The sequence below is a fragment of the Streptomyces sp. WMMB 714 genome (assembly GCF_900090125.1).
Classification (GTDB): Bacteria; Actinomycetota; Actinomycetes; order Streptomycetales; family Streptomycetaceae; genus Streptomyces; species Streptomyces daqingensis.
The window spans coordinates 1-18025 of record NZ_FMHJ01000005.1 but is presented as its reverse complement, the minus strand read 5'-3'; the positions used below and the strand labels follow the sequence as shown (position 1 = coordinate 18025).

Here is an 18025-nt window from a genome sequence, read left to right as displayed (position 1 = left end):
TCCGCGCACACCCGTCACCCGTCACCCGTCACCCGTATCAACGAACCGAAGCGAGAGCAGAATTGAACAGCAGTCAGGGAAGTGCGACCGTCCCGACCTTCGCGCAGGAGGACTCCCTGCCGCGCGTGCCGCTGCCCACCCTCGAGGAGAGCTGCGAGCGGTTCCTCTCCTGGTGCGCACCGCTGCTCACACCCGGCGAACTCGCCGCGACGCGGGCCGAGGTCGAGGAGTTCCTGCGGCCCGGCGGCTGGGGACGCGCCCTGCACTCCGCGCTTGAGGAGTACAACGCCCGCGAGGAGGTGAACAGTTGGCTGGACACGTTCTGGCCGTACCGCTACCTGGGACGCCGGGACCGGATCGCTCTCAACGCCAACTTCTTCTTCCTCTTCCAGGACGCGCCGCAGACCCAGGTCGAGCGGGCCGCCGGACTCGTCGCCGGCGCGGTCGCCTACAAGCGGCAGATCGACGAGGAGACCATCCCGCCGGTGGTGCTCCGGGGCCGCCCGCAGTCGATGGAGCAGCACAAGTACCTCTTCTCCAGCACCCGCATCCCCGGCGCCGAGCTGGACACCTCCCGCACTCCGTACTCCGACGCGTGGCCGGGCCCGTCGCGCGAGCGTCACCTCGTGGTCCTGCACAAGGGCCGGATGTTCCGCATGGACGTCCTGGGCGAGGACGGCACGCCGCACAGCCTCGGCGATCTGGAGTCCGGACTGCGGGCGGTGATGAAGGCGGCAGCCGAACCGGCCGCGCCGGACTCCTCGGTGGGGCACCTCACGACGATGGCCCGCGCCGAGTGGGCGGCGACGCGGGAGTCGCTGATCGCGCTCCACCCCGGCAACGCGGAGTCGCTCGAAGTCATCGAGACGGCCCTGTTCTGCGTCTGCCTGGAGGACTTCGCACCGGCCGGCGTCCAGGAGGCGTGCGACGAGCTGCTCCACGGCGACCGCGGCAACCGCTGGTTCGACAAGGCGGTCTCGATCGTGGTCTTCGAGGACGGGCGTGCGGGTCTGAACATCGAGCACTGCCAGCTGGACGGCACCACCGTCCTCAGCTTCACGGACGCGCTCCTGGACACCACCCCCGAGGAGCACTCGTCCGCCGCGGGGGCACGCTCCCAGGGGCAGCCCGCCGTCGAGCCCGTCGACTTCGCGCTGGACGACTCGCTGCGGGAGCGTGTGCGCTCCGCCGCCGACGCGTTCGCCCAGTACGGACGCGACACCGCCACCCGCACCGTCTCCTTCGAGGACTTCGGCAGCAGCACCGCCAAGTCGCTGGGGGTGTCGCCCGACGCGTTCGTGCAGCTGGCCTACCAGCTCGCGCACAAGAGGGCGAAGGGCCACCTCGGCGCCACGTACGAGTCGATCGCGACGCGCCAGTACCGCCACGGCCGCACGGAGGCGATGCGCGTCGTCACGCCGGAGATGTTCGACTTCGTGGCCGCCATGGACGACGAGGCCGCCGACGGGGAGGCGCGGCGTGCCGCGTTCCGCGCCGCGGCGGAGAAGCACGTGGCGCGGGCCAAGGAGTGCCAGGCCGTGGAGGCACCCGAACAGCACCTGTGGGAACTGGAGTTGATCCAGCGCAGGCGTGGCGAGGAGATCGGCGTGCCGGAGCAGCCCGCGCTCTTCCGCACGCCGGGGTGGCTCACGATGCGGGACGACTACCTGAGCACGAGTTCCGCGCCGTCCGTCAACATCCAGTACTTCGGCTTCGGTTCGACGAGCAGCCGCTGCATCGGCGTCGCCTACGTCCTGCTGCCGGACCGCTTCAACCTGTACCTGAGCACGCCGAAGACGGTGGCCGGGCAGATGCACACCTTCGCCGACTGCCTGCGGGACGCGGTGGCGGAGCTGCGCGAGCTGCTCGCGGAAGGCCGTACGGACGCCTGAACCGCCCCGCCCACGGGGCCCGCGGCGCCAGGCGTGACGGCGCTGCCGGCCCCGGGGCGGACAGGTGCCGCGCTGCCCGGCATGAAGGCCCTGGGCCGCGGCCCTTCATCACCGGCGAGCGCGTGACCGTCGACGGCGGGCACACCGCCGGCTGAAGCCGGGCGACCGGCAGCGGGGCCCCGGGAACGCCGTGTGGCAGCGGTCTCACCTTGCGTGGTGCGCCGTGGCTTCGCCGCAGGTCGGCCTGTAGCGTGCCCAAGGATCCGACGCAGACAGCGGCGTGGACACCGGCGCAGTGCGCGGCGTGGAAGCGCTGTGCAGTGCCGGCGTGGAAGCGCCGTCCGTGGACGAGGAGATCTCCGTGGCCCCCGTGACACCTCAGAGCCCGCTCGGCCTGTTCGGCACCGACTCGCTCATCGGCGAGGAGGACCGTGCGATCAGGGACACCGTCCGCAGGTTCGTCGAGGACAAGGTGAAGCCGAAGCTGGCCGACTGGTACGAGGCCGGCTCCGTCCCCGCCCGGGACCTCGCCAAGGAGCTGGGCTCGCTCGGCGTGCTCGGGATGCACCTGACGGGCTACGGCTGCGCGGGGACCAGCGCGACGGCGTACGGCCTGGCCTGCATGGAGCTGGAGGCGGGCGACTCGGGGCTGCGGTCGCTGGTGTCCGTGCAGGGGTCGCTGGCGATGTTCGCGATCTGGCGGTACGGCAGCGAGGAGCAGAAGCAGCGGTGGCTGCCGGCGATGGCCGCCGGCGAGGCGATCGGCTGCTTCGGGCTGACGGAGCCGGACTTCGGCTCCAACCCGGCGGGCATGCGCACCCGCGCACGGCGCGACGGCTCCGACTGGGTGCTCGACGGCACCAAGATGTGGATCACCAACGGCTCGGTGGCGGACGTGGCCGTGGTGTGGGCGCAGACCGACGAGCGGATCCGCGGCTTCGTCGTCCCGACCGACACCCCCGGATTCTCGGCGCCGGAGATCAAGAAGAAGATGTCGCTGCGCGCGTCGGTGACCTCCGAGCTGGTGCTGGAGGGCGTCCGGCTGCCGGAGTCGGCGGTGCTGCCGGACGCGGCGGGGCTCTCCGGGCCGCTGTCGTGCCTCAACGAGGCGCGGTACGGCATCGTCTTCGGCGCTCTGGGCGCCGCTCGCGACTGCCTGGAGACCACGATCGCCTACGCCGGGGAGCGCGAGATCTTCGACAAGCCCCTCGCCGCGTACCAGCTCTCCCAGGCCAAACTCGCGGACATGTCGCTGGAGTTGGGCAAGGGGATGCTGCTGGCGCTGCACCTGGCGGGGCTGAAGGACGCCGGCTCGCTCCGTCCCGAGCAGGTCAGCCTCGGCAAGCTGAACAACGTGCGGGAGGCCATCGGCATCGCCCGCGAGTGCCGCACCGTGCTCGGCGCCGCCGGCATCACCCTGGAGTATCCGGTGATGCGGCACGCCAACAACCTGGAGTCCGTGCTGACGTACGAGGGGACGTCCGAGGTGCACCAACTCGTGATCGGGCAGGCGCTGACGGGCGAGGCGGCGTTCCGCTGACGCTGCCGCGGCGGCGTCAGCGGAACGCCGCCTCGCCGGGCGCCGGGGCCCCCGCCGCGGCAGCGGGGCCCCCTCGCCGGGCTCAACTCACGTCCGCCACAAGGAGGTTGAGGCGCCGGGATGCCGGAACCGTCCGGCTCACCCGTCGTCGTCCTCCAGCTCGCCTTCCGTCTCCAGGAAGATCCGCCGCAGCTCCTCCAGGACGGCGGGGTCGGGCTTGGCCCACATGCCGCGGGACTCCGCCTCCAGGAGGCGCTCCGTGATGCCGTGCAGAGCCCACGGGTTGGCCTCCTGCAGGAAGGCGCGGTTCTCCGGGTCGAGCACGTAGACCGAGGCGAGCTTGTCGTACATCCAGTCGGCGACGACGCCGGTCGTCGCGTCGTAGCCGAAGAGGTAGTCGACGGTGGCGGCGAGTTCGAAGGCCCCCTTGTAGCCGTGCCGCTGCATCGCCGCGATCCAGCGGGGGTTGACGACGCGGGCGCGGAAGACCCGTGACGTCTCCTCGACGAGGGTGCGCGTGCGCACGGTCTCGGGCCGGGTCGAGTCGCCGATGTACGCCTCGGGCGCGGTGCCGCGCAGCGCCCGCACGGTGGCGACCATCCCGCCGTGGTACTGGAAGTAGTCGTCGGAGTCGGCGATGTCGTGCTCACGCGTGTCGGTGTTCTTCGCGGCGACCGCGATGCGCCGGTAGGCGGTCTCCATCTCCTCCCGGGCGGGGCGCCCTTCGAGGTCGCGGCCGTAGGCGTAGCCGCCCCAGGCCGTGTAGACCTCGGCCAGGTCGGCGTCGGTGCGCCAGTCCCGGGAGTCGATGAGCTGTAGCAGGCCCGCGCCGTACGTGCCGGGGCGCGAGCCGAAGATGCGCGTGGTGGCGCGCCGTTCGTCGCCGTGCTCGGCCAAGTCGGCCTGGGCGTGGGCCCGTACGCGGTTGTCCTCCGCGGACTCCTCCAGGGAGGCGGCGAGCCGGACGGCGTCGTCGAGCAGCCCGACGGCGTGCGGGAAGGCGTCGCGGAAGAATCCGCTGATGCGCAGCGTGACGTCGATGCGGGGGCGCCCCAGCTCCTCCAGCGGCACCGGCTCCAGTCCGGTCACGCGCCGCGACGCGTCGTCCCATACGGGGCGGACGCCCAGCAGCGCCAGCGCCTCCGCGATGTCGTCGCCCGACGTGCGCATGGCGCTGGTGCCCCACAGGGACAGGCCGACGGAGCTCGGCCATTCGCCGTTGTCCGCGCGGTAGCGCTCCAGGAGGGAGTCGGCGAGGGCGGTGCCGGTGTCCCAGGCCAGACGGCTGGGCACGGCCTTGGGATCGACGGAGTAGAAGTTGCGGCCCGTCGGCAGCACGTTGACCAGGCCCCGCAGCGGGGAGCCGGAGGGCCCCGCCGGGACGGAGCCGCCCGCGAGGGCGTGCACGGCGTGGTCGATCTCCTGCGTGGTCGCCGCCAGCCGCGGCACGACCTCGCGCGCTGCGAAGTCCAGTACGGCGCCGACCTGTTGACGCTGCTCCTCGGGCAGCTCGGAGACTGTCCCCGGCACGGCACCCGGGTCCCAGCCGGCGTCCTCCATCGCCTCGACGAGGGAGCGGGCCGCGGCCTCCGCTGCGTCCGCGCCGCCGCGGTCGGCGGCCGACTCGTCCAGGCCCAGCGCCTCGCGCAGCCCCGGCAGGGTGGTGGTGCCGCCCCAGATCTGTCGGGCGCGGAGCACGGCGAGGACGAGGTTGACGCGCTCGGGGCCTTGCGGCGCCGCGCCCAGCACGTGCAGGCCGTCGCGGATCTGGGCGTCCTTGACCTCGCACAGCCACCCGTCGACGTGCAGCAGGAAGTCGTCGAAGCCCTCGTCGTCGGGACGCTCTTCGAGGCCCAGGTCGTGGTCGAGCTTCGCCGCCTGGATGAGCGTCCAGATCTGGGCGCGGATGGCGGGCAGCTTCGCCGGGTCCATCGAGGACACCGCCGCGTACTCGTCGAGGAGCTGCTCCAGCCTGGCGATGTCGCCGTAGGACTCGGCGCGCGCCATGGGCGGCACGAGGTGGTCGACGAGCACGGCGTGCGCGCGGCGCTTGGCCTGGGTGCCCTCGCCCGGGTCGTTGACGAGGAAGGGGTAGATCAGGGGCAGGTCGCCGAGGGCGGCGTCGGGTGCGCACGCGGCGGACAGGCCGGCGTTCTTCCCCGGCAGCCACTCCAGGTTGCCGTGCTTGCCGAGGTGGATCATCGCGTCGGCGCCGAACCCTCCTCCCCCGCGGCCTTCGGCGTGGGAGGTACCCCCCTCGCGGGGCGCGGCGATCCACCGGTAGGCCGCCAAGTAGTGGTGGGACGGCGGCAGATCGGGGTCGTGGTAGATCGCGACGGGATTCTCGCCGAAGCCGCGCGGAGGCTGGATGAGGATCAGCAGGTTGCCCCTGCGGAGCGCCGCCAGGACGATCTCGCCGTCCTCGTCGCGGCTGCGGTCGACGAACATCTCACCGGGCGGCGGCCCCCAGTGCTCCTCCACCGACTGCCGCAGTTCCGCGGGGAGTTGCGCGAACCAGCGGCGGTAGTCGGCAGCCGGGACACGCACGGGGTTGCGGGCCAGCTGCTCCTCCGTGAGCCAGTCCTGGTCGTGCCCGCCCGCCTCGATGAGGGCGCGGATCAGCTCGTCGCCGTCGCCCGACTCCAGTCCGGGCACGGGCTCGGCGCCGTCCTCACCCTGCCCGAAGTCGTAGCCCTCGTCGCGCATCCGGCGCAGCAGCGCGACCGCGCTGGCCGGTGTGTCGAGACCGACGGCGTTGCCGATCCGCGAGTGCTTCGTCGGGTAGGCGGACAGCACGAGCGCGACGCGCTTCTCCGCGGCGGGGGTCCGGCGGAGCCGGGCGTGGCGGACCGCGGTCCCGGCGACGCGGGCGGCACGTTCGGGGTCGGGGACGTAGGCGGGCAGGCCGTCCTCGTCGATCTCCTTGAAGGAGAACGGCACGGTGATCAGGCGGCCGTCGAACTCCGGCACGGCGACCTGGCTGGCCGCGTCGAGCGGGGAGACCCCCTCGTCGTTCTCCTCCCACGCGCTGCGGGGACTGGTGAGGCAGAGGGCCTGGAGTACGGGCACGTCGAGGGACGCGAGCGCTCCGGCGTCCCACGCCTCGTCGTCGCCGCCCGCCGAGGCCTCCGCGGGCTTCGTCCCTCCGGCGGCGAGGACGGTGGTGACGACGGCGTCCACCGGCCGCAGCGCGTCGAGCAGTTCGGGTTCCGGTGTGCGCAGCGACGCGACGTAGAGCGGCAGCGGCCGGCCGCCGGCGTCCTCGATGGCACGGCAGAGGGCTTCGACGAACGCCGTGTTGCCGCTCATGTGGTGCGCGCGGTAGTAGAGCACCGCCACCGCCGGCCCGTCGCCCTCCGCCCGGTCCGTCCGCTCCAGCGGTCCCCAACTGGGCGCCGGCGCGGGCGGTTCGAAGCCGTGCCCGCTCAGCAGGACGGTGTCGGAGAGGAACCGTGCGAGCTGCTCCAGGTTGGCGGGGCCGCCGTGCGCGAGGTACGCGTGGGCTTCGGTGGCGATGCCGACGGGCACCGTGGAGTGCTCCATCAGCTGTGCGTCGGGGGCCTGTTCACCGGTGAGGACCACGACGGGGCGGCCCTGCGCGAGGACGGCCTCCAGCCCTTCCTCCCAGGCACGCACCCCGCCCAGCAGCCGTACGACGACGAGTTCGGCGCCGTCCAGCAGTCCGGGAAGCTCTTCGAGGGTGAGCCGGGAGGGGTTGGCGTAGCGGTAGGGCACCGGGCCGGCCGCGGAGCGTGCGCTGAGCAGATCGGTGTCGGACGTGGACAGCAGCAGAATCATGCGGCAGGCCTTCCTCGGGGTCCGCGCCCCGGGCGGTGAAGAGACGGCGGGAGTTCCTGGCTCGCCCGCATGTGCGCAGCGCGCACATGACGGGCTCACAGTGGCGGGACCGCGCCGGATTCACACCGGCTTCCTCCCCTGGCGCCGTCGCTGACGGTGGCGGGCCGCGCGGCCCGCCGTGCAACATCGTAAGGGCCGCCGCGGCGGCCCGCGCGATACGGACGCGGCGTCGTCGTCCCAGGCCGTCGGTATGCTCGCCGCCATGCCGCAACTCGCCTCCACCGCACGGGAACGGGACGGAACGGACACCCGGGTCCGGCCTGACGGGCACGGACGGGACCGCGGCGACGCCTGCCCCGGAGCGTTGCGGCTGCACCCCGCCGACGACGGCGCGCTGGCCCGTGTCCGCGTCCCCGCCGGCCTGCTGACCTCCGCGCAGGCCCGCGCGCTCGCCGGGACGGCGGAGCTTCTCGGTGACGGCCACATCGACGTCACCTCCCGCGGCAACCTGCAACTTCGTGGCCTGGACGGGCAGAAGAGCGCGGAGCTGGCGGCACGGCTCGACGCGGCCGGTCTGCTGCCCTCGCCCCGGCACGACCGGGTGCGCAACGTCGTCGCGTCCCCGCTCAGCGGACTGGACGGGCACGGTCACGCCGATGTCCGGCCGTGGGCCGCCCAGTTGGACGAGCTGCTGCTGGCCAGCGATGACGCGACGGCGCTCTCGGGACGGTTCCTCTTCGCCTTCGACGACGGCCGCGGCGACACCGCGGGCCTGGAGGCGGATGTGACATTGATCGCTCTGCCCGGCGGCCGGGAGGTCCTCCTGCGGGTGGCCGGTACCGCGGCCGTGCTGGTCCCCGCCGAACACGCCCCCGACGCGGCGCTGCTGGCGGCCGAGGCCTTCCTCTCGGCCGTACGGGAGAGCGGCGCGACGGTCTGGCGGGTGAGCGAACTGCCGGACGGCGGCGAGCAGTTCGCCCTCCGCGTGGCCCACCGGCTGCGTGGAGGCGGCGTCCCGGTGCGGCCGGTCGCCGGCGTCCCTCCCCTGCCCGCCGCCTCCGCTCCGGCACCGGGCGTGGTGGAAGGCCCGGCGGGCCGGTGCTCCCTGTACGTCCTCGCCCGGCTGGGGCGCCTGACCGCGGAGCAGCTGCACCGGCTGGCCTCCCTCTCCGAACAGCGGGGGAACGGCGTTGACGGTGCCGCGAAAGGGGAGCTGCGGGTGACGCCCTGGCGGGGCGTCGTCGTTCCCGGCCTGCCCGCCGCGGAGGCGTCGGCGCGGCTGCGCGAGCTGCGCGACGCCGGGCTGGTCACCGGCGCGGACTCCCCCTGGCACGGCGTCAGCGCCTGCACCGGCCTGCCCGGCTGCGCCCGCTCGCACCGCGACGTGCGCTCCGACGCCGCCCTGGCACCGGGGCCGGACACCGCGGCCTCCGGCTCCGGCGCCCCCGCCCCCGAACCCGCCCCCGAGCCCGCGCCCGCGCCCGCGCCCGCGCCGCCTGCGGAAACGTCCCTGCTGCCGGTCCACTTCTCGGGCTGCGAACGCCGCTGCGGACGCCCCAAAGGTGACGTGGTCGATGTCGTGGCGGGCGGGAACGGCTATACGGTGGCCGTTCAGGCAGAGGGCTCCACACGGGAGCGGGCCGTGCCGGACGGAGAACTCGCCCACGCCGTCGCATCGGCACGCGCCGGACGAGAGTGACGGGATGAGCGACAGCGCAGTGTCCGAGCACGACGAGTACGCCCAGAACGACGAACCCGCCCAGCAGGACGAGCACCCGGAGCACGGGTACCGGTACGAGAAGGACGGCGCGGCCATCTACCGCCGGTCCTTCGCCACGATCCGCGCCGAGGCGGACCTGTCCGGCCTGCCCCCGGACGTCGCCCAGGTCGCCGTCCGCATGATCCACGCCTGCGGCATGGTCGACCTGGTCCGCGATCTCGCGTTCACGCCGCGGGTGGTCTCGCGCGCGAGGGCCGCGCTGCGTGCCGGCGCCCCCGTCCTGTGCGACGTGTCCATGGTGGCGAGCGGTGTCACCCGCAGGCGCCTCCCCGCGGGCAACGACGTCGTGTGCACGCTCTCCGACCCGTCGGTGCCCGGGCTCGCCGCCGACATGGGCACCACTCGCAGCGCTGCGGCGATGGAGCTGTGGCGGGAGAGGCTGAACGGTGCCGTGGTCGCGGTGGGCAACGCGCCCACGGCTCTGTTCCGGCTGCTGGAGATGGTCGAGGAGGGCGCGCCCCGCCCGGCCGCCGTCATCGGAGTACCCGTCGGTTTCGTCGGCGCCGCCGAGTCCAAGGACGCACTCGCGGCCCACCCGTCCGGCCTGGACCACCTCGTCGTACGAGGACGTCGCGGCGGCAGCGCGATCGCCGCGGCCGCGATCAACGCGATAGCGAGCGAAAAAGAGTGACACAGCAGCAGACCCCTCAGGACACGGCCCCCGTGCAGCACGCCGACGGGGACGCCGCCGCACCGCACGGGCAGCGCACCCCGTCCCCGGGCCCGGTCTCCCCCGGCCGCCTCTACGGCGTGGGGCTCGGCCCCGGCGACCCGTCGCTGATGACGCTGCGGGCGGTGCAGGTCATCGCCGAGGCCGACGTCGTCGCCTACCACAGCGCCCGGCACGGCCGTTCCATCGCGCGCGCCATCGCGGCCGAGCATCTGCGGCCCGGCCACATCGAGGAGGCACTGGTCTACCCCGTCACGACAGGGACGACGGACCATCCCGGCGGCTACAAGGGCGCGATGGAGGAGTTCTACGCGGAGTCCGCCGCGCGTCTCGCGGCGCACCTCGACGCGGGCCGCACCGTCGCCGTACTCGCCGAGGGGGACCCGCTCTTCTACGGCTCGTACATGCACATGCACAAGCGGCTCGCCGACCGCTACCGGACGGAGGTCGTGCCGGGCGTCACCTCCGTGAGCGCCGCCGCGTCCCGGCTGGGCACACCGCTCGCCGAAGGCGACGAGGTGCTGACGATCCTGCCGGGGACGCTTCCCGAGGAGGAGCTGACCGCGCGTCTGGCCGCCACCGACGCCGCCGTGGTGATGAAGCTGGGCCGTACCTTCCCCGCCGTCCGCAAGGCCGTCGAGGACGCGGGCCGGCTGGCCGAGGCCCGCTACGTGGAGCGCGCCACGATGACCGGTGAGCGTACGGGGACCCTGGCGGACGCCGACGCCGGCTCGGTGCCGTACTTCTCCCTCGCCGTGCTCCCCAGCCGCGCGGGGCGGGCGCCCGAGCCGCCGCCCGGCGCGGCAGAGGTCGTGGTGGTCGGGACGGGCCCCGCGGGGCCGCTGTGGCTCACGCCCGAGGCGCGCGGCGAACTCGCCGCCGCCCAGGACCTGGTGGGCTACACCACCTACCTCGACCGGGTGCCGGAGCGCCACGGCCAGCGGCGCCACGCCTCCGACAACAAGGTGGAGTCCGAACGCGCCGAACTCGCCCTGGACCTCGCACGGCGCGGCCGGCGCGTGGCCGTCGTCTCGTCCGGCGACCCCGGGGTGTTCGCGATGGCCAGCGCCGTGCTGGAGGTCGCTTCCCAGGAGCCGTACCAGGACGTTCCGGTGCGGGTCGTGCCCGGCGTGACGGCGGCGAGCGCGGCGGCCGCACGCGCGGGTGCGCCTCTCGGCCACGACTACGCCGTCATCTCGCTCTCCGACCGGCTCAAGCCCTGGGAGGTCATCGCCGGCCGGCTCGCGGCGGCCGCGTCGGCGGACCTGGCGCTCGCGCTCTACAACCCCGGCTCGCGCAGCCGCACTTGGCAGGTGGCGAAGGCCCGCGAGCTGCTGCTGGAGCACCGCGCTCCGGACACCCCGGTCGTCGTGGCCCGCGACGTCGGCGGCCCGGGAGAGCGGGTGCGGACCGTGCAGCTGGCCGACCTCGCACCCGAGACGGTCGACATGCGCACGATCCTGCTCGTCGGGTCGTCCCGTACGCGTGCGGTACCGCGCGGCGGCGCGGACGGAGAGGGCGGGCCCGCCGTCTGGACGCCCCGCCGCTACACCCCGGAGATCTCACCCGAGGCGTGACCGCACCCAGGCCGCGGCCTGCTCCGGCTCCTCCACGGTCCGCGTGCCCTCCACCACGGGCGGACGGCGCACCAGGACGACGGGCAGGCCCGCCTCGCGGGCTGCCACGAGCTTCGGCGCGGTCGCCGCGCCGCCGCTGTCCTTGCTGACCAGGACGTCGACGCGGTGCCTGCGCAGCAGTTCGCGCTCGTCGTCGAGGTGGAACGGGCCGCGGTCGAGCACGGTCTCCAGGTGCGCGGGCAGGGGGGGCCGCGGCGGGTCGACGCAGCGCAGCAGGAACCACAGCCCGTCGAGGTGCGCGAAAGCCGGCAGGCCCGTACGTCCCGTGGTGAGGAAGACCCGCTTCCCCAGGGCGGGCAGCATCTCCGCGGCCTCGGCCAGTGAGGCGGCGGAATGCCAGTCGTCGCCCTCGGCCGCCTCCCAGCCGGGCCGCCGCAGCACGAGCAGGGGAACATGGGCGAGGGACGCGGCCAGCGCCGCGTGGGAACTGATCGTGCCGGCGAAAGGATGGGTGGCGTCGATGAGGAGGTCCGTCCGGTGGTCCCGCAGCCAGCGAGCCATTCCCTGGGCGCCCCCGAACCCCCCGACGCGCACGGCGCCCGGCACCCGCGCGGGGCTGGCGACCCGCCCGGCGAGCGACGTCGTCACGTGCAGGGGCGCGGTCCCCTCGGGAGACTCCTCGGCCGGATGCCCGGTCAGCAGTCCGGCGAGACGGCGGGCCTCCGTGGTGCCGCCGAGGATCAGCACACGGGGCGCGGCGGCGGTCTCGGCACGGTGCATCGGCGGCGGGCCCCTTCATGACGACGTCTGACTCCGGAGCGCACGGCTCCTCCGCCCCTGGCGGACGCGAGGCCCAACTCAAGCACACGGGTCTGCGGCCCGGATGGACGACCGGGGCCTGCGCGACGGCCGCCGCCACCGCCGCCTACACCGCCCTGCTGACCGGCGAGTTCCCCGACCCGGTCACCGTCACCCTGCCCAAGGGCCGCACGCCCTCCTTCGCGCTGGCCGTCGAGTCCCTGACCCCCGGACCGGAGCGGGAGGCCATGGCGGGCGTGGTGAAGGACGCCGGCGACGACCCGGACGTCACGCACGGCGTCCTGGTCCGCGTGCGGGTGCGGGCGCTGCCGCCCGGGTCCGGCGTGGTCTTCCGCGCCGGGCCCGGCGTCGGGACCGTCACCCGCCCGGGTCTCCCCCTCGCCGTGGGCGAGCCCGCGATCAACCCGGTGCCGCGGGAGATGATGCGCGAGCACCTCAGCCGCGTGGCCGCGGGCCACGGCATCACCGCGGACGCCGAGCTGACCGTGTCCGTGGACGACGGGGAGGAGATCGCCCGCTCCACCTGGAACCCGCGCCTGGGCATCCTCGGCGGGCTCTCCGTCCTCGGCACCACGGGCGTCGTCGTGCCCTACTCGTGCTCGGCCTGGATCGACTCCATCAGGCGCGGCGTGGACGTGGCGCGTGCCGCCGGCCGCACGCACGTGGCGGGATGCACCGGCTCGACGTCGGAACGCACGGTCACCGCCGAATACGGCCTGCCCGAGGACGCGTTGCTCGACATGGGCGACTTCGCGGGCGCCGTCCTGAAATACGTGCGCCGCCACCCCGTCCCGCGGCTCACCGTCTGCGGCGGCTTCGCGAAGCTCTCCAAACTCGCCGCGGGGCACCTCGATCTGCACTCGGCGCGCTCCCAGGTCGACAAGGGATTCCTGGCCGCGCTGGCCCGCGAAGGCGGAGCGGACGAGGAGCTGGCGGCGGCGGTCGCCAACGCCAACACGGGCCTCGCCGCACTGCAGTCGTGCGCCGCGGCGGGCGTGCCGCTGGGCGACCTGGTGGCCGCGGCGGCCCGGGACCAGGCCATCGGCGTGCTGCGCGGCGCACCGGTCACGGTCGACGTCATCTGCGTCGACCGCGCCGGCACGATCGTCGGCCGCTCCGCGCCGCGCTGAGCGGCCGGGTCTACCCCGCGGGCACCGGACGGTAGGTGCACACGTTCACGCCCTTGGCGCTGGTGACGGTGGAGACCAGCTCCAGGGTGCGCAGCACGCCCTCGTCCGGGAAGATCCGCTTCCCGCCGCCGAGCAGCACCGGCATGATCATCAGCCGGAGTTCGTCGGCCAGTTCCTCGCGCAGGAGGGTGCGCGCCAGCGTCGGGCTCCCCATCACCACGATGTCGCCGCCCGGCGAACCGCGCAGCTCGCGGATGCGGGCGACGGCCTCACCTCCGGGGACGCGGACGGTGTTCTCCCACACCAGGTCCTTGTCGTTGAGCGTGCCCGAGACGACGTACTTCCGGAGGGAGTTCACACGGTCCGCGAACGGGTCGCCGGCGCGGCCCGGCCACGCCTCGGCCATCGCCTTCCAGGTGCGGCGCCCGAACAGCAGCGCGTCGGCCTTCGCCGTCGCGTCGTCGAAGGTGCCGCCCACCACTTCGGGGTCGAAGAAGGGGGCCGTCCAGCCACCGTGGGCGAAGCCGCCCGAGGTGTCCTCGCCAGGCCCGCCCGGCGCCTGCACGACGCCGTCGAGACTCATGAACTCGCAGATCACGATGCGCACGTGACTCACCTCTCATCCGCCCGGATCACCACCAGAATACGGAGGTTCGGCGGCCTTTGCCTGTTCGAGACCGCAATGACCCGTAATCGGCGGCAGCGTGCCCTCGCGGGCCTGCGGTTCGGGACGGGCGCGGCGCGCCCGGACCGGGTCAGCCGTCGCTTGCGCGGGGCCCGGGCCCGCAACTCCGGTCGCGGTGAGGGGAGTAGAGGTGGCTGTCGCCGAACTGCTCGGCGGCGAGGGTGCGTCCGACCATGATGACGGCGGTGCGCACGATGCCCGCCGCCTTCACCTGGGCCGCGATGCCGTCGAGCGTGCCCCGCAGCACCGTCTCGTCGGGGCGGCTGGCCATGGCGACGACGGCCGCGGGGCAGTCGGCCCCGTAGTGCGGCAGCAGCTCCTCCACGACGCGGTCCACGTGGCCCGCCGCCAGGTGCAGTACGAGCAGCGCGCGGCTGCGTCCGAGCGTCGCCAGGTCCTCGCCCTCGGGCATGGCCGTGGCGCGGGCAGCGATACGGGTCAGCACCACCGTCTGCCCGACGGTGGGCACCGTCAGTTCGCGTTTGAGCGCCGCTGCCGCGGCGGCGAACGCCGGTACGCCCGGCACCACTTCGTATGGCACACCCGCCGCGTCGAGGCGCCTCATCTGCTCGGCGACGGCGCTGAAGACGGACGGGTCGCCGGAGTGCAGCCGGGCCACGTCGTGCCCTTCGCCGTGTGCCCGCACCAACTCCTCGGTGATGCGGTCCAGATCGAGCTGCGCGGTGTCCACGAGCCGCGCGCCGGGCGGGCATTCGGCGAGCAGCTCCTCCGGCACGAGGCTCCCCGCGTACAGGCAGACCCGGCAGGAGGCCAGCGTCCGCACGCCCCGTACCGTCATGAGGTCGGCGGCGCCGGGCCCCGCACCGATGAAGTACACCGTCACTCTGGTTCTCCGCTCGCAGCGTCGTTCGTCCCGGCGGCCCGGCCGCCAGGACCGGTTCCGGCCACGGCCCACTGGGTGACGGGCATCGACTGCCGCCAGGCCGTGAAGCCCCCCACGGGAGCCGCCTGCGCGACGGCAAGCCGGAACAGCTCCCCGCCGTGCCGGCGGTGCCACTCCGCCAGCAGCGCCTCCGACTCCAGCGTCACGGCGTTGACGACCAGCCTGCCGCCGTCCGCCACCGCCTCCCAGCAGCGCTCCAGCACACCGGGCACCGTGACCCCGCCGCCGACGAACACGGCGTCGGGTGCGGGAAGTCCACTCAGCGCGGCGGGCGCTTCACCCCGCACCACCTGGAGCGACGGCACTCCGAGCGCGTCCGCGTTGCGCGCGATGCGCTCCGCCCGCACCGGGTCACGCTCGACGCTCACCGCGCGGCATCCGCGGTGCGCACGCATCCACTCGACGGCGACGGAGCCGGAACCGCCGCCGACGTCCCACAGCAGCTCGCCGGGCGCGGGCGCGAGAGCGGCCAGCGTCGCCGCCCGGACATGGCGTTTCGTGAGCTGGCCGTCGTGCTCGTACGCACTGTCCGGCAGGCCCGGCACGAGCGAGAGCCGGGGCGCCTCGGCGGTCCGGCGGCACTCCAGGGCGATGACGTTGAGCGGATCGCCCGGTGGATGGGCCCACTCCCCCGCGATGCCCTCGACCTGACGCTCGCCTTCCCCGCCGAGCTGCTCCAGCACCCGCATCCGGGTCGGCCCGAAACCGCGTTCCCGCAGCAGCCCGGCGACTTCGGCGGGCGTCGCCGCTCCGGCACTGAGCACGAGCACCCTGCGCCGGTCGTACAGCGCCGCGTTCAGGCCCGCCGCGGGCCGGCCCACGAGCGTGACGATCTCCGTGTCCTCCACCGGCCACCCCAGCCGGGCGCAGGCGTAGCTGACCGACGACGGGTGCGGCAGCACCGACAGCCGCTCCTTGCCCGCCACTTCGGCGAGCAGACGGCCGATTCCGTAGAACATCGGGTCGCCGCTGGCCAGTACGCACACGCGGCAGCCCTCGTAGTCGGCGAGCAGCCTGGGGACGGCAGGCCGCAGAGGCGAGGGCCACGCCACGCGCTCTCCGGCGCATTCCCGTGGCAGCAGGGCGAGTTGACGCTCGCCGCCGATGAGCACCTGGGCCTCGCGCAGCGCGTCGCGGGCGGCGCCGGTGAGACCGGGCCATCCGTCGGCGCCGACGCCGACGACGGTCACTGCCGGCCGGTCGGGACGTGCGCTGGCCACTGCTGCCACCTCGGCTTCGGGACGGGGACGCAGCCGACTCTACTGACCGGTCACGGTCCCCCTGCCCGGCAGGGGGACCGGGGTCCGCCCAGGTCGGGGCCTCGTGGGGCTTTCTTGGGGCCTCGCCCGGGCCTCAGGAGGTCCCGTCGGCGAAGCGGAGGAACGCGGCCCAGGCGCCGGGGGCCGCCGAAAGCACCGGCCCGCCGGGGCACTTGGTGTCGCGCACCAGCACCGCACCTGCGGGACGGGCCACCTCGACGCAGTTGCCGCCAGCATCACTGCTGTAGCTGGACTTGAACCAGGTACGAGCAGCGTGAAGGTTTTCGGCCAGTGCACTGTTCATGACCCTCCCGACAATCTGTCCAGCAACCTCACGCTCTCGTCGGGCGTGAGCGCCTGCGAGCGCAGCATCCCATACTTCTGGTGGTACGAACTGACCTGATCTGGGTCATCGATCAGGAAGCTGACGTGCTGACCTTCGATGTACGCAAGATGGTCGTGATCAGGTGTCTCCAAGAGCACCATGGGGCCAGCGAGCCCTGCGTGGCTCTCCCGGCTCGTCGGCATGATCTGGATTCCCATGAACGGCAGTTCGGCGCAGCGTCGAAGATGCCGGATCTGCTCGCGGAGCGTGTCGGCGCCACCGATGGGCCGGTGCAGGATCACCTCTTCCAGCAGGAAGTTCATCATTGCGGGCCACGGTCTCCGTTCGAGGATCCGCTGCCGGTCGAGGCGGGCCGAAGTCCATTCCTCGACCTCCTCCGGACTGATCGGCGGATACAGGCAGTTGAACACCGCCCGCGCGTACGCCTCCGTCTGAAGCAGACCGGGCACCACGTGGTTCTCGTACGACAGCAGCGTCAGGGCCTCCTGCTCGTGCTCGACGAAGTCCTGCGCGAACGCCGGGAACCGTTCCCGCTCGGGCACGTTGGCCACCGCCACCGCCAGCACGCCCTTCGTGTCGAGCAGTTCGTCGAGCTGTGCGGCGAGGTCCGGCTTGAGAGGTCTGCGGCCCTGCTCGATGGAGCCGATGGTGTCCTCGTGCACGCACAGCCGCTCGGCCAGCGCGGGCTGCGTGATGCGGGCGGCCTTGCGGAACTGCCCGACCTGGGCTCCGATCACGTGCCACGACGAGTACTTCTTGGGTTTCCTGTTCCTCACCGGCTGCATGCCCGCTCTCCGTTCCCCGCCCAGTGCCGTACACGAACCCGTGCGCCGCCGTACGGTGCGTCCGTACGCGCTGACTCCCTGGTCGACTCTAGTGACGCACTGTGACAGTCGTCTCATGAACGACGACATTCGGCCCCCTCTCACCCGTGCCGGCTACTTCCGGCGCGAACGCCGTTCCGTGCCCGCCGCCAGGGAGTTCGCGGCACGGGCCCTGGCCGAGTGGTGCGCGGGCGCCCGCACGGACGACGTGCTGCTGTGCGTGAGCGAGCTGGCGGCCAACGCCGTGCTGCACGGCGTCCCGCCGGGCCGCGGCTACCGGCTGAGCCTGCTGCTGGAGCCCGCCGCCGGGCGTCTGCGTGTCGAGGTGGACGACAGCGGGCCGGGTCTGTCGCTGGTGCGGGAACGCCGGGCAGGCGACGAGGACGCCGGGGGCCGGGGTCTGCTGCTGGTCTCCGCGCTCGCCGACAAGTGGGGAGTCGACGCGCGGGACCCGGGCAAGACGGTGTGGTGCGAACTGGAGCTGCACCGGCGGCCGGGCCCGGCAGGCGAGGGCCGCGTGCCCTAGGTGTACTGACCCGTGAGGTTAGGAACGCGGCTGGCGGGTGGTAGGCCGCCGAGCGCGGTGTGCGCGCGGTGGTGATTGTAGGTGTGCAGCCAGTTGGGGAACGCTTCGCGTCGTTGGCTTTCTGAGTGGTAAGGGCGGGCGTATGCCCACTCTTCCAGCAGGGTGCGGTTGAGGCGTTCGACCTTCCCGTTGGTTTGCGGCCGGTAGGCGCGGGTGCGTTTGTGCGAGATGCCGGCCGCGGCCAGCGTGTTGCGCCAGGCGTAGGACTTGTAGCA

At 73.6% G+C, this 18025-nt stretch carries 15 protein-coding genes and 1 riboswitch; of the genes, 7 read left to right on the top strand and 8 right to left on the bottom strand.

Annotation, left to right across the window (positions count from 1 at the left end):
* The first annotated feature begins 62 nt into the window (after positions 1–62).
* Positions 63–1892, top strand: coding sequence for a choline/carnitine O-acyltransferase (locus H181DRAFT_RS10210; protein WP_045864045.1), 1830 nt, complete (start codon positions 63–65; stop codon positions 1890–1892).
* Between the two features lie 361 nt (positions 1893–2253).
* On the top strand, positions 2254–3432 hold the full coding sequence (locus H181DRAFT_RS10205; RefSeq protein ID WP_078895677.1) for an acyl-CoA dehydrogenase family protein: 1179 nt from the start codon (positions 2254–2256) through the stop codon (positions 3430–3432).
* A gap of 138 nt (positions 3433–3570) precedes the next feature.
* Here H181DRAFT_RS10205 and cobN read toward each other — a convergent pair whose 3' ends face one another.
* Entirely contained in the window at positions 3571–7230 is a 3660-nt protein-coding gene (cobN, locus tag H181DRAFT_RS10200; protein WP_045864044.1) for a cobaltochelatase subunit CobN, read from the bottom strand.
* Positions 7231–7280: 50 nt separating this feature from the next.
* A riboswitch (cobalamin riboswitch) is annotated at positions 7281–7366 on the bottom strand.
* Between the two features lie 126 nt (positions 7367–7492).
* Here cobN and cobG point away from each other — a divergent pair.
* From cobG to H181DRAFT_RS10185, 3 genes are read left to right on the top strand one after another with little or no spacing between them, the layout of a single operon-like run.
* On the top strand, positions 7493–8929 hold the full coding sequence (cobG, locus tag H181DRAFT_RS10195) for a precorrin-3B synthase (protein ID WP_175439744.1): 1437 nt from the start codon (positions 7493–7495) through the stop codon (positions 8927–8929).
* Between the two features lie 4 nt (positions 8930–8933).
* Entirely contained in the window at positions 8934–9641 is a 708-nt protein-coding gene (locus H181DRAFT_RS10190; protein WP_078895641.1) for a precorrin-8X methylmutase, read from the top strand.
* Positions 9638–11257 carry a precorrin-2 C(20)-methyltransferase gene (locus tag H181DRAFT_RS10185; protein ID WP_302622635.1) on the top strand — a complete coding sequence of 540 codons (1620 nt, stop codon included), beginning with the start codon at positions 9638–9640 and terminating at the stop codon, positions 11255–11257. The genes H181DRAFT_RS10190 and H181DRAFT_RS10185 overlap by 4 nt, the downstream gene beginning before the upstream one ends.
* Here the strand turns inward: H181DRAFT_RS10185 and H181DRAFT_RS10180 are convergent.
* On the bottom strand, positions 11243–12037 hold the full coding sequence (locus H181DRAFT_RS10180) for a cobalt-precorrin-6A reductase (RefSeq protein ID WP_045864042.1): 795 nt from the start codon (positions 12035–12037) through the stop codon (positions 11243–11245). The two genes, H181DRAFT_RS10185 and H181DRAFT_RS10180, sit on opposite strands and share 15 nt — an antisense overlap.
* 17 nt (positions 12038–12054) lie before the next feature.
* Between H181DRAFT_RS10180 and H181DRAFT_RS10175 the strand changes: the two genes are divergently transcribed.
* Positions 12055–13206, top strand: coding sequence for a cobalt-precorrin-5B (C(1))-methyltransferase (locus H181DRAFT_RS10175; protein ID WP_045864041.1), 1152 nt, complete (start codon positions 12055–12057; stop codon positions 13204–13206).
* Positions 13207–13216: 10 nt separating this feature from the next.
* Here H181DRAFT_RS10175 and H181DRAFT_RS10170 read toward each other — a convergent pair whose 3' ends face one another.
* The 5 genes from H181DRAFT_RS10170 to H181DRAFT_RS10150 all read right to left on the bottom strand — a co-directional run bounded on the left by H181DRAFT_RS10170 (position 13217) and on the right by H181DRAFT_RS10150 (position 17185).
* Complete coding sequence (locus H181DRAFT_RS10170; protein WP_045864040.1) at positions 13217–13813, bottom strand: dihydrofolate reductase family protein; 597 nt, start codon at positions 13811–13813, stop codon at positions 13217–13219.
* Positions 13814–13961: 148 nt separating this feature from the next.
* Complete coding sequence (gene cobM / locus H181DRAFT_RS10165) at positions 13962–14735, bottom strand: precorrin-4 C(11)-methyltransferase (RefSeq protein ID WP_045864039.1); 774 nt, start codon at positions 14733–14735, stop codon at positions 13962–13964.
* Positions 14732–16015: a precorrin-6y C5,15-methyltransferase (decarboxylating) subunit CbiE gene (cbiE, locus tag H181DRAFT_RS10160; RefSeq protein WP_107068732.1), complete on the bottom strand. Its 1284-nt coding sequence runs from the start codon at positions 16013–16015 to the stop codon at positions 14732–14734. Before cbiE ends, cobM begins: the two co-directional genes overlap by 4 nt.
* Positions 16016–16148: 133 nt before the next feature.
* On the bottom strand, positions 16149–16358 hold the full coding sequence (locus H181DRAFT_RS10155; protein ID WP_045864037.1) for a DUF397 domain-containing protein: 210 nt from the start codon (positions 16356–16358) through the stop codon (positions 16149–16151).
* Entirely contained in the window at positions 16355–17185 is an 831-nt protein-coding gene (locus H181DRAFT_RS10150) for a helix-turn-helix domain-containing protein (protein ID WP_045864036.1), read from the bottom strand. Before H181DRAFT_RS10150 ends, H181DRAFT_RS10155 begins: the two co-directional genes overlap by 4 nt.
* 115 nt (positions 17186–17300) lie before the next feature.
* On the opposite strand from H181DRAFT_RS10150, the gene H181DRAFT_RS10145 reads away from it, so the two are divergent.
* Entirely contained in the window at positions 17301–17750 is a 450-nt protein-coding gene (locus H181DRAFT_RS10145; protein ID WP_045864035.1) for an ATP-binding protein, read from the top strand.
* Here H181DRAFT_RS10145 and H181DRAFT_RS10140 read toward each other — a convergent pair.
* Positions 17747–18025: integrase core domain-containing protein (locus tag H181DRAFT_RS10140; RefSeq protein WP_045864034.1), on the bottom strand; the 279-nt coding region annotated here is incomplete at its 5' end. The genes H181DRAFT_RS10145 and H181DRAFT_RS10140 overlap by 4 nt on opposite strands.

What these genes read in the sequence shown, in the direction of transcription:
- cobN (WP_045864044.1), bottom strand. Translation starts at nt 7,230, where the DNA reads ATGATTCTGCTGCTGTCCACGTCCGACACCGATCTGCTCAGCGCACGC.
- cobG (WP_175439744.1), top strand. Translation starts at nt 7,493, where the DNA reads ATGCCGCAACTCGCCTCCACCGCACGGGAACGGGACGGAACGGACACC.
- H181DRAFT_RS10190 (WP_078895641.1), top strand. Translation starts at nt 8,934, where the DNA reads ATGAGCGACAGCGCAGTGTCCGAGCACGACGAGTACGCCCAGAACGAC.
- H181DRAFT_RS10180 (WP_045864042.1), bottom strand. Translation starts at nt 12,037, where the DNA reads ATGCACCGTGCCGAGACCGCCGCCGCGCCCCGTGTGCTGATCCTCGGC.
- H181DRAFT_RS10175 (WP_045864041.1), top strand. Translation starts at nt 12,055, where the DNA reads ATGACGACGTCTGACTCCGGAGCGCACGGCTCCTCCGCCCCTGGCGGA.
- H181DRAFT_RS10155 (WP_045864037.1), bottom strand. Translation starts at nt 16,358, where the DNA reads ATGAACAGTGCACTGGCCGAAAACCTTCACGCTGCTCGTACCTGGTTC.
- H181DRAFT_RS10150 (WP_045864036.1), bottom strand. Translation starts at nt 17,185, where the DNA reads ATGCAGCCGGTGAGGAACAGGAAACCCAAGAAGTACTCGTCGTGGCAC.
- H181DRAFT_RS10145 (WP_045864035.1), top strand. Translation starts at nt 17,301, where the DNA reads ATGAACGACGACATTCGGCCCCCTCTCACCCGTGCCGGCTACTTCCGG.